This is a genomic window from Actinomyces ruminicola, assembly GCF_900103885.1.
GTDB classification, from domain to species: Bacteria; Actinomycetota; Actinomycetes; order Actinomycetales; family Actinomycetaceae; genus Actinomyces; species Actinomyces ruminicola.
In genome coordinates this window covers 51378-64023 of record NZ_FNIM01000011.1, presented here as the reverse complement: position 1 = coordinate 64023, position 12646 = coordinate 51378, and the positions used below count along the sequence as shown (strand labels likewise).

The 12646-nt window shown below is 71.4% G+C and carries 11 protein-coding genes and 1 tRNA gene; 5 read left to right on the top strand and 7 right to left on the bottom strand.

Features of this window, described 5'->3' with window-relative positions:
- Window positions 1-27: 27 nt before the first annotated feature.
- Both thrB and BLR49_RS09420 read right to left on the bottom strand, forming a co-directional pair.
- Window positions 28-927 (bottom strand): homoserine kinase, encoded by a 900-nt coding sequence (thrB, locus tag BLR49_RS09425; protein ID WP_092536870.1) that lies wholly within the window; start codon window positions 925-927, stop codon window positions 28-30.
- A gap of 7 nt (window positions 928-934) precedes the next feature.
- Window positions 935-2224, bottom strand: coding sequence for a homoserine dehydrogenase (locus BLR49_RS09420; RefSeq protein WP_245690587.1), 1290 nt, complete (start codon window positions 2222-2224; stop codon window positions 935-937).
- A 671-nt stretch (window positions 2225-2895) separates the two neighbouring features.
- Between BLR49_RS09420 and BLR49_RS09415 the strand changes: the two genes are divergently transcribed.
- Both BLR49_RS09415 and BLR49_RS09410 read left to right on the top strand, forming a co-directional pair.
- Window positions 2896-3252 carry a type II toxin-antitoxin system Phd/YefM family antitoxin gene (locus tag BLR49_RS09415; protein ID WP_092536864.1) on the top strand — a complete coding sequence of 119 codons (357 nt, stop codon included), beginning with the start codon at window positions 2896-2898 and terminating at the stop codon, window positions 3250-3252.
- Window positions 3252-3656: a PIN domain-containing protein gene (locus tag BLR49_RS09410; protein WP_245690586.1), complete on the top strand. Its 405-nt coding sequence runs from the start codon at window positions 3252-3254 to the stop codon at window positions 3654-3656. The genes BLR49_RS09415 and BLR49_RS09410 overlap by 1 nt, the downstream gene beginning before the upstream one ends.
- On the opposite strand, the gene lysA is transcribed toward BLR49_RS09410, so the two are convergent.
- Together lysA and argS are read right to left on the bottom strand one after the other, a co-directional pair.
- Window positions 3653-5113 carry a diaminopimelate decarboxylase gene (gene lysA, locus BLR49_RS09405; RefSeq protein ID WP_425425766.1) on the bottom strand — a complete coding sequence of 487 codons (1461 nt, stop codon included), beginning with the start codon at window positions 5111-5113 and terminating at the stop codon, window positions 3653-3655. The genes BLR49_RS09410 and lysA overlap by 4 nt on opposite strands.
- A complete protein-coding gene (argS, locus tag BLR49_RS09400) occupies window positions 5113-6789 on the bottom strand; it encodes an arginine--tRNA ligase (protein ID WP_176765838.1) in 1677 nt (558 codons plus the stop codon). Before argS ends, lysA begins: the two co-directional genes overlap by 1 nt.
- Before the next feature lie 232 nt (window positions 6790-7021).
- Here argS and BLR49_RS09395 point away from each other — a divergent pair, with 232 nt between their 5' ends.
- From BLR49_RS09395 to BLR49_RS13285, 3 genes are all read left to right on the top strand, one after another.
- Entirely contained in the window at window positions 7022-8329 is a 1308-nt protein-coding gene (locus tag BLR49_RS09395) for an Nramp family divalent metal transporter (RefSeq protein ID WP_092536966.1), read from the top strand.
- 78 nt (window positions 8330-8407) lie between these two features.
- Window positions 8408-8483, top strand: a tRNA-Arg gene (locus BLR49_RS09390).
- 227 nt (window positions 8484-8710) lie between these two features.
- Window positions 8711-8854 (top strand): hypothetical protein, encoded by a 144-nt coding sequence (locus tag BLR49_RS13285; RefSeq protein WP_176765837.1) that lies wholly within the window; start codon window positions 8711-8713, stop codon window positions 8852-8854.
- A gap of 159 nt (window positions 8855-9013) precedes the next feature.
- Here BLR49_RS13285 and BLR49_RS09385 read toward each other — a convergent pair whose 3' ends face one another.
- From BLR49_RS09385 to BLR49_RS09375, 3 genes are all read right to left on the bottom strand, one after another.
- Entirely contained in the window at window positions 9014-10684 is a 1671-nt protein-coding gene (locus BLR49_RS09385; RefSeq protein WP_092536852.1) for a carboxylesterase/lipase family protein, read from the bottom strand.
- An 88-nt stretch (window positions 10685-10772) separates the two neighbouring features.
- Entirely contained in the window at window positions 10773-11516 is a 744-nt protein-coding gene (locus BLR49_RS09380) for a glycerophosphodiester phosphodiesterase family protein (protein WP_092536849.1), read from the bottom strand.
- 49 nt (window positions 11517-11565) lie between these two features.
- Entirely contained in the window at window positions 11566-12633 is a 1068-nt protein-coding gene (locus tag BLR49_RS09375; RefSeq protein WP_245690584.1) for a M23 family metallopeptidase, read from the bottom strand.
- Between the last annotated feature and the right edge of the window lie 13 nt (window positions 12634-12646).

Here is a 12646-nt window from a genome sequence, read left to right as displayed (position 1 = left end):
TGTCGATGCATGTGAATCCTCTCCCGTTTACACCAGCTGCGCACCGCTCAGGTCAATGCCGGGCCGCAGCACCGTCCAGCCGTGACGCTCCAGGGTGAAGCGGGTCTGTTGCGACATGTCCGCCAGCACCAGCACGGTGGGGCCGGCGCCGGAGATGACCGCCGGGTAGCCCTGCTCACGCAGGGAGTCCATGACGGCCATGGAGGCGGGCAGTACGCCGCGCCGGTACTCCTGGTGGAGCCGGTCCTCGGTCCCCGCCATGAGCAGATCGGGGCGGCCCGCAAGCGCCAGCATGAGGATCGCGGCCCGTGAGGTGTTGAACAGGGCGTCGGCGCGCGGGACCGAGTCCGGCAGGACCTTGCGGGCCTCCTCGGTGCTCAGTCGTGTGGTCGACGGCGGCACGAGCAGGCTCACCGCCAGGGTGGCGTCCACGGGCATGGGGGCGGAGCGCGGGGTGCCGTCGGCCTCGATCCAGGCGACGGTGGCGCCGCCGAATACGGCCGGGGCGACGTTGTCCGGGTGCCCCTCGAAGCCGGTGGCGATCCGGAAGATCTCCTCGTCCGGCAGCGCCTCGGGATCGGAGAGCAGGCCGCGGGCGAGCATGAGCCCGGCGACGGCGGCGCTCGCCGAGGACCCCATGCCGCCGCCGTGGGGGATGCGGTTCACGCAGTGCATCTCGAAGCCGGCCTGCGGGGCGCCGGCGGCGTCCAGGCCGGCGCGCAGCGCCCGCACCACCAGGTTGGAGTCGTCGGTGGGGACGACCCCCTCCCCCACTCCCTCAACCGTGACGTTGGTCGCGCCCACGATCGGACGAACCTCGACCTCGTCGTAGTAGGTGAAGGCCATGCCGAAGGAGTCAAAGCCGGGGCCCATGTTCGCGGTGGTTGCGGGCACGCGCACCGCCGCGCGCTCGTTGGCCAGTCTCATTGCGGCTTCACAGCCCCTCGACGCGGCGGGTGGAGACGACCTCGGCGACGCGCTCCTGCGCGCGCAGCCCCTCGACGGCGGCCTCGAGCCTGCCCACCGGTGCGGCATGGGTGACGATGGTTACCAGCGCCAGCTCGTCGCCCACGTCCACGTAGCTCGCCTGGCGCACCGAGTTGATCGACACGTCATGATCGGCGAACACCTGGGCGACGGCGGCCAGTGAGCCGGGCGCGTCGGCTACTCGCAGCTGCACCTGGTAGCGGGTCAGCGCCAGTTCGGGGGGAAGGATCGGCAGGTCGGCGTAGCTGGACTCACGGGGCGCCTGCCCTCCGTTGACGCGGTGCGCGGCGGCGGCGACGACGTCGGAGAGCACCGCGGAGGCGGTGGGAGTACCCCCTGCGCCCTGTCCGTAGAACATGAGCCGTCCGGCGGCCTCGGCCTCCACCAGCACGGCGTTGAAGCCTCCGTGGACGCTGGCGAGCGGGTGGTCCGCCGGAACCAGGGCAGGGTGTACGCGCACCGAGATGCCGTTGGCCTGCTCGTCCTCGCGGCGCTGGGCGACGGCCAGCAGCTTGAGCTCGCAGCCGGAGGCGTGGGCCTCGCGGATGTCATCGGCGGTGATGGAGCGGATGCCCTCGACCTCGACGTCGTTCATTCCGACGCGGGTGTGGAAGGCGAGGGAGGCGATGATGGCGGCCTTGGCGGCGGCGTCAAGGCCGTCGACGTCGGCTGTAGGGTCGGCCTCGGCGTAGCCGAGCTCCTGGGCGGCGGCGAGGGCCTCCTCGAAGGACAGGCCCTTGGTGCTCATCTCGTCCAGGATGTAGTTGGTGGTGCCGTTGACGATGCCGAGCACGCTGGTGACGCGGTCCCCGGCCATGGACTCGCGCAGCGCGTAGACCACGGGGATGGCGCCGGCGACGGCGGCCTCGTAGTAGAAGTCGGTGTTCGCCTCGGCGGCGGCCGCATACAGCTCGGGGCCGTGGGCCGCGATGAGCGCCTTGTTGCCGGTGATCACGCTGGCGCCGGAGGCGAAGGCGGCCAGGATCAGGGTGCGGGCCGGCTCAATGCCGCCGATGAGCTCGATGACGATGTCGTTGGAGGTGGCCACGGCCTGGGCGTCGTCGGTGAGCAGCTCGCGCGGGACGGCCTCGTCGCGGGGGGCGTCCACATCCCGTACGGCGACGCCGGTGATCTCCAGGCGGGCGCCGGAGCGGGCGGCGAAGTCGTCGGCCTGCTCGAGCAGCAGCCGGATCACCTGGGAGCCGACAGTGCCGGAGCCGAGGACGCCGACGCGCAGTGTGGGGCGTTGCGGCCTCGCTGCGGCCGGAGCGGTCGGCTGTGCCGTTTCCTGGGCTGCCTGCTGACTCAAGAGAACCACCTCGCGGATGTGTGCGGGCTCGCCGGGGTGGGCGAGCGTGACTCGGCACAGCATAGGCGGCCTCGGGCTGAGACCGCCGCCCCCTCCCGCACACGCACTGAGATCGGTAGAAGTCACGTGCCCAGATCGGTAGAAGTCACGTGCCGAGATCGGTAGGCGCAGGTTATGCAGCACCCGAGCGCTGAGAAGGCCCCAGACCCCAAGCGCCGACAGGCTCAGCGCCACTCCTATGACGGTGTACAGGGACGGGGTAATGGCGACCATGAGCAGCACGCCAACCAGGACGCAGGTCAGCAGCGCCCACAGCACCAGCATGGCCTCGCTCCCCCACCTGGCGACGCGGCACCCGTAAACCGACGGATTGTCATCCCGTCCCCAAGCAGGGGGCGGGGTCTCCAGGGAAGAGCGCGTCATGTCCATATCCAGACCGTAAGGAAGATCTCACCGGCGCAGTACGTCCCCGGGGCTGATCCGCGACCACCTTTCCTCCTCCCCGAGTAGTAGGGGTGTTTCCCTAATGGTTCGCCCGGCATCTCGGATTACCGACCAGACCCTTGTAGAGCATGTAGAACATTTGGGATAATCCAGTCATGAACGCGCAACCCGTAGGCAGTCCGCATGGAGCCCCTGCACAGTCCTCCGCCTCCGGCCCAGGCGTCGCCGCAGGCGCCCGCACTGTCAGCCTCCGCGAACTCAACCAGCGCTCCGGACGGATCGTGGCCGACGTCGTCTCCTCCGGTCGCCCCGTCACCGTCACCGACCGTGGCCGCCCGGTCGTCCGCCTGGTGCCGATCGAGCCCGAGGAGACTCCCTACGAGCGTCTACTACGTGAAGGACTCATCCAAGAGGCCACACACGAGCGAACCGGACCGATCCCTCGCTTCCCTCTCCCCGAGGGGATGACGCTTCAGCAGCTACTGGATGAGGATCGGGAGGAATCGTGGTGATGTACATCGACACTTCCGCAATCGGCCTCGTTCTCCTTGACCAAGAAGGCGCGGACTCTGCACAGGCCATACTGGATGCAGCGATCCACAGGGACAGGCTCATATCCTCGGTTCTGCTCAAAATCGAGACCGCGAGACTCGCTCACCGCACCAGGATCACCGAGGAAGCGGCGGCACAGGCGCTCAGTGATGTGAGCCTTGTCGGGATAAACAACGACATCGTTGAGCGCGCCTGTTCATTCGTGGGCGAGCTCAAGTCGCTGGATGCGATTCACCTGGCAACCGCCGTCATACTGGATGACCCGCGCGAGCCGGTCACGGTCCTCACCCATGACGCGCGCCTGGCCGCCGCCGCCCGCGCACAGGGGCTGAGGGCACTCGACCCGGCAGAACCGTCTGCCTAGTCCCCCTCCAGGGCCAGCAGGTCCGCGATGGTCTCCGGGCGCAGCACCCACCCCTGCCGACCCGCTTCGACCCAGGCGACGCCGGGCCGGGTGAACAGGTTGTAGTTGCTCGCCATGGAGCGTCCGTAGGCGCCGGTGGCCGGGACCGCCAGCACGTCGCCGACGGCGAGGTCGGCGGGCAGGTCCACGTCGCGCACCACCACGTCACCGCTCTCGCAGTGCTTGCCGACCACGCGCGCACGCACCAGCCCGGACGCCGGGTCGGGGCGCCGGTTGGCGACCAGGGCGGTGTAGGCGGCGTCGTACAGGGCGGGGCGGATGTTGTCGCTCATGCCGCCGTCGACGCTCACGTACAGGCGGGCGGCCCCCTCCCCCAGCTCCACGCGCTTGAGCCCGGTCACGGTGTACAGGGTGACCATGGCCGGGCCGGCGATGGAGCGGCCGGGCTCGACCGATACGTGCGGGACGGCGTCGCCCAGCTCGGCGCACAGGGAGCGGACCGCCTCCGCCAGGGCGCGGGCGACCTCGGCAGGCGACGGGGCGACGGGGTCGGCGCCGGTGTAGGCGATGCCGTAACCGCCGCCCAGGTCCACCTCCTGGCACAGCACGCCGGTCGCCTCGGCGATCTGGTGGCGCAGCCTCAGCACGACGCCGACGGCCTCCCGGAATCCGGCCAGGTCGAAGATCTGGGAGCCGATGTGGGAGTGCAGCCCGTGCAGGGTCAGCTCAGGGGCGGTCACGACGGCGCGGGCCGCGTCGAGGGCGGCGCCGGTGGCCACGGAGATGCCGAACTTCTGGTCCTCGTGGGCGGTGGAGATGAACTCGTGCCCGCCGGCGTGGATGCCGGTGGTCAGGCGCAGCATGACCGACCCGGTCTCCTCGGGCCCGAAGGTGCCGGACTCGCGCAGTTCGCGCACGGCGGCGGCGGCCAGGTCGATCTCCTCGGCCGAGTCCAGGACCAGGTGGCCGACCCGGTGAGCCAGCGCGGTGCGGATCTCGGCGCGGGTCTTGCCGTTGCCGTGCAGGCCCAGCCGGGTGGCGTGGGCGGTGGCGGCCTCGCCGTCAACGGCGGCCAGCGCGGCCACGCCCACGGCCAGCTCTCCGGCGGAGGCGGTGTCGATGCCCAGCCCCTCGGACAGCACGGTCCGGGCCACCCGCGTGGTCAGGAAGGCCTTGCCGGCGTAGTAGGCCTCACCGCCGTTCATGTCGTAGCCCGGCCAGAACTCCTCGGCCATGGCGGCGGCCCAGGTGGCGGCGCGGCCGCGCAGGTCGGCCTCGTCCAGGACGAACACGGGGGTGGGGGCGTCGGCGAGGATCTCCCCCACGCTGCGCCCGCCGATCTCCAGGGCGCCGTCGGCGCCGCGCCTGGCGGTCGAGGGCCACAGGTCGGGGCGGGCTTCGGGTTCGGGGGCTACCAGGGCGCCGAGGGGGGCCTCGCCTGCGGGTACGGCGCTCATCACATGCGCTCCGGAGCGCTCACGCCCAGCAGGCCCAGCCCGTTGGCGATGACCTGCCCGACGGCGTCGTTGACCCACAGACGGGCGACGTGACCGGCGTCGACCGGGTCGTCGCCGCGTGGGGTGACGCGGGTGGCGCCGTACCAGGTGTGGTAGGCGGCGGCCAGCGTCTCCAGGTAGCGGGCCACGCGGTGCTGCTCGCGCAGGGAGGCGGCCTGGGCGACGATGGCCGGGTACTGGGCGAGCACGCCCAGCAGCTGGGAGTCGTGGGGGGTGTCCAGCTGGGCGGGGTCGAAGCCGGCCTCACGGGTCACGCCCCGCTCGATGGCGTTGCGGGCCACGGAGCGGATGCGGGCGTGGGCGTACTGGACGTAGTAGACGGGGTTGTCGTTGGAGGTGGAGGCCAGCAGGTTCAGGTCGATGTCGATCATGGAGTCCATGGAGGAGCGGGCCAGGGCGTAGCGGGCCGCGTCCACGCCGACGGCGTCGACCAGGTCCTCCAGGGTGACCACGGTGCCGGCGCGCTTGGACATGCGCACCGGCTGCCCGTCGCGCACCAGGTTGACCAGCTGGCCGATGATGATCTGCATGTTGACGCCGGGCTTGTCGCCGTAGGCGGCGCACATGGCCATCATGCGGCCGATGTAGCCGTGGTGGTCGGCACCGAGCAGGTAGATGGCGCAGTCGGCGCCGCGGGCGCGCTTGTCCAGGTAGTAGGCGACGTCGGCGGCGAAGTAGGCGGGGTCGCCGTCGGACTTGATCAGGACGCGGTCCTTGTCATCACCGAAGTCGGTGGTGCGCAGCCAGGTGGCGCCGTCGGCCTCGAAGATGACGCCGCGCTCGCGCAGGCGATCGATGGCGCGCTCGACGGCGCCGGAGGTGTGCAGGGAGTCCTCGTGGAAGAAGACGTCGAAGTCGGTGCGGAAGTCGTGCAGCTCGGCCTTGACCGCGGCGAACATGAGGTCGACGCCGCGGGCGCGGAAGACCTCGGTGGCCTCGGCGTCGGGCAGGCCGGCGGGGTCGGGGCGGCCGGCGGCGACCTCGTCCGCGGTCACGCGCGCGGTGATCTCCCCGATGTAGGAGCCGCCGTAGCCGTCCTCGGGGGTCTCCTGGCCGCGGGCGGCGGCGAGCAGGGAGCGGGCGAAGCGGTCGATCTGGGTGCCGTGGTCGTTGAAGTAGTACTCGCGGGTGACCTCGGCGCCGCAGGCGGCCATGATGCGGGCCAGGGAGTCGCCGACGGCGGCCCAGCGGGCCCCGCCCAGGTGTACTGGGCCGGTGGGGTTGGCGGAGACGTACTCGAGGTTGATGTGCTGGCCGGCCAGGGAGTCGTTGGTGCCGTAGGCGGTGCCCGCGTTGAGGATGGTGCGGGCGAGCTCGCCGGCGCTGGCAGCGTCCAGGCGGATGTTGAGGAAGCCGGGGCCGGCGACCTCCGCGGAGGCGACGCCGTCCAGGGCGCCCACGCGCTCGGCCAGCAACTCGGCCAGGGCGCGCGGGTTGGTGCCGGCCTTCTTGGCCAGCTGCATGGCGACGTTGGTGGCCCAGTCGCCGTGCTCGCGGGAGCGGGGGCGCTCGACCTTGGGCAGCGGCACCTCCTCCACCGGCAGGGCGAGGCTGCCGTCACTGGCGGCGGCGAGGAGGACGTTGCGGATCGCTTCGGCGAGCTCTTCTGGGGTCACGCGCGCCAGCGTACCGGCACCGCCCCGACCCGCCGAAACCATCCCGATTCCCACGCCGAGATCGGTAGAAGTCACGTACCGAGATCGGTAGATACGGCTCTGCCACGCCGCCTGCACGCACATTCCCCCACAAAGGAGTAGAGTTTCGGGTACCCGAAACCATGTGAGGAGGCCGACCGTGCCCGATCCCATCGACTCCGCCGCTGGCGCGGACGCCGCCGTAGAGGCAATCGTGCGCAAGCACACGCCACGGCCGCGCCCGCCCCGGCACCGGCTGCTGGCGCTGCTCGGACCCGCCTTCGTGGCCGCGGTCGCCTACGTGGACCCGGGCAATGTGGCCGCGAACATCACCGCTGGCGCCCGCTACGGCTACACGCTGGTGTGGGTGCTGGTACTGGCGAACGCCATGGCGGTGCTGATCCAGTACCAGAGCGCCAAGCTCGGTATCGTCACCGGCCGCTCACTGCCGCAGGTGCTGGGCGATCGGCTCGGCCGCGGCCCCCGCCTGGCCTACTGGGCGCAGGCTGAGCTGGTCGCTGCCGCCACCGACCTGGCCGAAGTCATCGGCGGTGCCGTCGCCCTGCACCTGCTGTTCAACATCCCGCTGCTGACCGGCGGCGTGATCATCGGCGCCGTCTCCATGCTGCTGCTGGCCCTGCAGGAGCGCCGTAGCCAGCGCACCTTCGAGGGGGCCGTGGTCGCGCTCCTGGTGGTGGTGACGATCGGCTTCGTGGGCGGGCTGTTCATCTCCCCACCGGACTGGGGCGAGACCTTCGCCGGCCTCATCCCCCGCCTGCAGGGCTCGGGCAGCCTGCTGGTGGCCGCCTCAATGCTCGGCGCCACCGTCATGCCACACGCCATCTACCTGCACTCATCACTGGTGCGCGACCACCACGAGGAGATCGGCGAGGGGCACGCCGCCCGTCAGGCCGCTGGCACCGCGCCGATTCCAGACGCCGACGCCGTCCCCTCCGGGCAGGAGCGCACCGGCCGGCTCATTCGCGCCACCCGCGTGGATGTGATCTGGGCGCTGGCGCTGGCTGGCGCCGTCAACATCGCCCTACTGCTGCTGGCCGCCTCGGCGCTGTCCGGCGTCGGCGGCACCGACACCATCGAAGGCGCGCACGCCGCCATCACCGCCTCGCTGGGGCCCGCCGTCGGTGCGGTGTTCGCGGTCGGGCTGTTGGCCTCCGGACTGGCCTCGACCTCGGTGGGGGCATACGCGGGCAGCGAGATCATGGCGGGGCTCCTGCACGTGCGGGTGCCCCTGCTGGCGCGCCGTGCGGTCACGCTGATCCCGGCACTGATCATCATCGCCGTGGGGGCCGAGCCCACCTGGGCGCTCGTGCTCAGCCAGGTGGTGCTGTCCTTCGGGATCCCGCTGGCGATCGTGCCGCTCATGCGGGCCACCGGCTCTGAGCAGGTCATGGGCCGGTGGCGCGACGGCGCGGTCCTGCGCTGGACCTCCCGCGCGGCGGCGGTGCTGATCATCGTGCTCAACGTGGCGCTGGTGGTGCTGACACTGACCGGCAACGGGTGAGGCGCGAGCAACGCCGTCGAACACCACAGCCTCCCGGTTTCCGTCCGGCACCCGAACGCTGGTACAGTCGCGCCTCGGGCCCCGGTAGCTCAGTGGATAGAGCGTCTGCCTCCGGAGCAGAAGGCCGCAGGTTCGAATCCTGTCCGGGGCACCAGCCCCGAAGCCCCCACCGACCCCGAGTCGGCGGGGGCTTCGTCAATCATCGGGCACCCGTGCACAGCGCCCCTGAGTCCCTGACAGCTCAAGGCACCGTCGCCAACAGGGGCACGGTCGCGCGTCGGTGGCCGCTGCTACGCTGGACGCGCCTTCTTCGGCGCCTCCTCTCGGAACATTCCATGTCCTTGGCCGGGAAGGTAAGGAGCCAGGAAGGAGGTGGGGGCCGTGTCCAAGCCGAAGGGCCGACATGCCAAAGTCCGCAAGGGCAAGGGAATGGCCCGGAAGCTGAGCGACATGTTCGAATCACTCGCTCAACTGGTCCGGGCCATTGGTGTCCTTGTGGATGCCCTCAGCAAGTGGTTCAGCTGAGCCGCTTACATCGGGGAGCCATCCGGTTGCGCCCGGGTGGCTCCCCTCTATTGTGCCCGTCGGCTTGCCTGGCTGGCAAGCCAAAAAAGCACAAAACAGGTCGGGTTGTCACACGTCAGGGCGGGGCTTCCGCGTTGCCCGCACGCTACTGCACTGCGATCAGCACGCCCCGGCCGCGAGATCCCGGTCGGTGTCGAAGATGACGCGGTCCGCGGCCACGACCAGCTGCCCGGAGCGGTTGTCGCCGAAACGGCGGCCGATACTCCGCCCCGTCCACGGCTCCCATCCGGGATCACCGGTCTCGACAAAACGTACCCAGGCCGAGTGCATCGCGTCCGCGAGCGCCTGCGGCGGCGCGGCGCCGAGCGTGTGCTCGCAGTAGGGCTCGTTCAGGCAGTCGAAGGCGAAGGGGATCTCCATGCAGTGGGTCGCCAGTCCCATCGGTCCGCAGCAGTGGCTGAACTCGTAGGCGTAGCTGCCGGCCGGGCCGTCGACGGCGCCCGCCGCCTCGGCGTGCTCGGCACGCGCCAGGAACCACCCTGCGAGCGGGATGTGGAAGACGCCGTCCGAGATGAGGTTGCCGATCACCATATGCGGGGCGTCGGCGTGCTCGTGGTGCGCGGCCAGCAGCCGGTCGGCCATCGCCTCGCTCATGCCGCCGGCGATCAGCACCTCGCGCGGGTCGCGCTCGGCCATCGCCTCGGTGTAGGCCATGCCGGAGAAGGCGAAGTCGTGCGTGGTCGAGCCGGCGAGGACCGGCACCCGCGCCCCGTCCCCCCGGCGCAGGGCCTGGCGGATCGGCGCGGTGATGATCTCGCCGTCGACGGTCGGGCAGAAGGGAATACCGGTATCGGGCTCGCCGATTCCCGCCAGCACCCCGGCCACGGCTCCCACCGGGTCCGGTCCGGCCGCGGTGGCGCCGCCGTCGTCGGCATGCTCGTCAACGGCGTTCAGGCCGTTCTGCGCGGTGAAGATCTCGTCATAGCTGCAAGACCGGTAACCGGCCAGGTTCGGCTCCACCCCGAGTGCGGCGGCCATGCGCGCGGCGTTGTCGGCGTTGCGCGCGGCCGGCGCGTCAGGAACGGCACCTGATTCGGAGATGACGCCGTGGAACAGTCCCCGGGCGCGGGGCACGGACAGCAGCACCATGGAGTTACCACCGCCGGCACTCTGCCCTCCGATCGTCACCCGGCCCGGATCCCCGCCGAAGCGGGCAATGTTGTCACGCACCCATTCCAGGGCCATGACCTGGTCCAGGACAGCTCGGTTGTACGGGGCGTCGGAGTCGGCGATGAACCCGTAGCCGTCGAATCCGAGCCGGTAGGCGACCGACACGGTGACCACGCCGTCGCGGTTGAAGGCGGCGCCGTCATACCAGGGCGAGTTGTGGGAGCCGGAGGTCCAGCCGCCGCCGTGAATCCACACCAGCACCGGCAGGCGCGCCTCCTCATCCGCGGGCGTGGGCGTGAAGACGTTGAGAGTCAGGAAGTCGTCCCCCGGCACGCTCGGCTCGGGGATGGCCGGGTCCGGAAAGATCGAACCGCGCTGCGGCGTCGCAGCCGGGACGACGGCGGCGCGCTCCTCGGTCCAGCAACCGCGCCGCACCGGTGCCATGAAGCGCCGCTCCCCCACCGGCGCCTCAGCATAGGGAATGCCGTAGAAGGCGGCGGAGCGCTCGTAGCGCGCGGCCGGGCCGACACGATCGGGGGCGGAGACGATGTCGCGCCACACACCGCGCACCGGCCCGCAGGCGGTCTGCACGCGGGGGCCGGCGTCCTCCGTGGGAACGGCGATCGGGGTGGAGGCGACGTGCTGGGCGGGAGTGGTCATGCCCCGATTCTCGCCCGCAACTCCCCTGCTGTCACGGCTCTGGCGCCGCTTCATGCCCCTTGCTCAGCGCCGCCGCGCCCCGGGGGCCTCAGCCGAGCACGTCCAGCGCCAGGGCGGGGCGGTCGGTGATGACGGCGTCGACTCCGCGGGCGGCCAGGGAGCGCATCTGCTCGGGGTCGTCCACGGTCCACACGTGCACCTCCAGCCCGGCGGCGTGCGCCCGGGCGATGAAGCGACGCGTCACCACGGGCACGCGGTGATAGCTGACCGGCACCTGGGCGGCGTCGACGCGCCCCCTGGTCCAGGCCCAGCGGGTGTGCGGCACCGGCACGGCCGCCTCGCTGAGCAGCATGAGCCCGGCGACGTCCCCTATCCCCAGCGAGGTGGTCGCCCGCGGCTCCTGTCGCCGCAGCACCGCCAGGCGGCGCGCCGAGAAGGAGGCGAAGCGCACCCGCCCCAGGGCGTCGGCCTCGCGCACCGCCTGCAGCGCGGGCTGGACGACGGCGGAGTCCTTCAGGTCGATGTTAAAGCTGATTCCCGGATGGGCGGCGAGCGCCTCGTCCAGGCGCACGAAGGAACGCCCGTCGCCCGCGTCCACCTGCGCCAGCTCCTCCCAGGCCAACTCCCCGATGCGCCGCGGATCCCCCGCGGTGCGCAGCAGGTCCGCGTCGTGGGAGAGGACTACGACGCCGTCGGCGGTGGCCCGCAGATCGGTCTCCATCCAGGTCAGGCCGAGTTCGGCCACGTGCTCGACGGCGCTCCACGTGTTCTCGGGGACCTCGACGCCCCCGCCCCGGTGGGCGACGACGGCGCAACGGCGTGAGGGGGACATGGTCGGCTTCCTGTCGGTTTGTCTCGGCGGCCGCGACTCGTGTGGGCGTTCAGGCGCAGTCGGTGGTCAGCTCGACGGCGCCGTGCTCCTTGAGCCACTTCTCCGGGTCGACGGTAGAGGAGTCCGCGGTGTCATTGGCGGTGCGCACCTCGAAGTGCAGGTGCGGACCGGTGGAGTATCCGGTAGAGCCGACGCCGGCGATGAGCTGGCCGGCCTCCACCTGGTCGCCCTCGGAGACGTAGATGCCGTCCTCGTACATGTGCAGGTAGCTGGTGTACCAGGTCTCGCCGTCGACCTCGTGCTCAATGGTGACGGTGCCGGTGCCGTCCACCATGCCGGCGGCCACGACGGTGCCCGCCGCAGCCGCGTAGATGGGCGTGCCTGCAGAGGCGGAATAGTCCTGACCGGCGTGAAGCTTCATGTAGCCCAGGGTGGGGTGCAGGCGGTAGCCGTACGGGGAGGAGACCGTGTAGGTGCCCTCGATCATGGGGGAGAACAGCTCGGGGGCGGAGTTGAATGCGGCGGTGTCGCCGGAGGCGCCGGAGGTCTGTGCGGCGCAGGTGGTCGACGCGTTCTCGTAGGCCTCGCGGATGCGGGCCAGGGTGGCGGCGTCGGGCACGTTGGACAGCTCGGAGTCGGTATCGACGTCGGCGTCGGATCCGAGCACTGCGGCCGCGATCGAGGAGGAGGGATCGGTCGTTCCGGTGCCGGTCGGGTCCGCGCTGCCGGCTCCCAGGGCGGCGACCGCCTGCGGGCCGGTCGGGAGGTTCGAGGTGAGGGGGGCGACGACGGTTACTAGAGCGAGGACCGTGAGCACTCCGGCGCGCCCGACCGTCCCCGCGCGGCTGCGGCTGCGCTGCCGTGGTGCGGGCGGGTAGGTGGTCTGAGCGGCCTGAGGGGCGGCGTTACCGCCGGCCGGATCGGCCGGGCGGGATTGCCGGGGAACATGGGATCGCCGGGGAGCAGAGGCCGCAGCGGGTGCGGCGGGGACCGACGCGCGCGGCGCGGGACCATATGAGGGGGGTAGGTCGGCGGCCTGTGCGGCGACCGCCCGTTCGCGTTCGGCTGCGCGCTCCGCGTCACGACGCTGGCGCCGTGTCATGGGCTGTTCGGACACGCAGTGCCTCCAT

Excerpts from the sequence above, each read along its gene's own strand:
- thrB (WP_092536870.1), bottom strand. The coding sequence starts at position 927 with ATGAGACTGGCCAACGAGCGCGCGGCGGTGCGCGTGCCCGCAACCACC.
- BLR49_RS09415 (WP_092536864.1), top strand. The coding sequence starts at position 2,896 with ATGAACGCGCAACCCGTAGGCAGTCCGCATGGAGCCCCTGCACAGTCC.
- BLR49_RS09410 (WP_245690586.1), top strand. The coding sequence starts at position 3,252 with ATGTACATCGACACTTCCGCAATCGGCCTCGTTCTCCTTGACCAAGAA.
- lysA (WP_425425766.1), bottom strand. The coding sequence starts at position 5,113 with ATGAGCGCCGTACCCGCAGGCGAGGCCCCCCTCGGCGCCCTGGTAGCC.
- BLR49_RS09385 (WP_092536852.1), bottom strand. The coding sequence starts at position 10,684 with ATGACCACTCCCGCCCAGCACGTCGCCTCCACCCCGATCGCCGTTCCC.
- BLR49_RS09380 (WP_092536849.1), bottom strand. The coding sequence starts at position 11,516 with ATGTCCCCCTCACGCCGTTGCGCCGTCGTCGCCCACCGGGGCGGGGGC.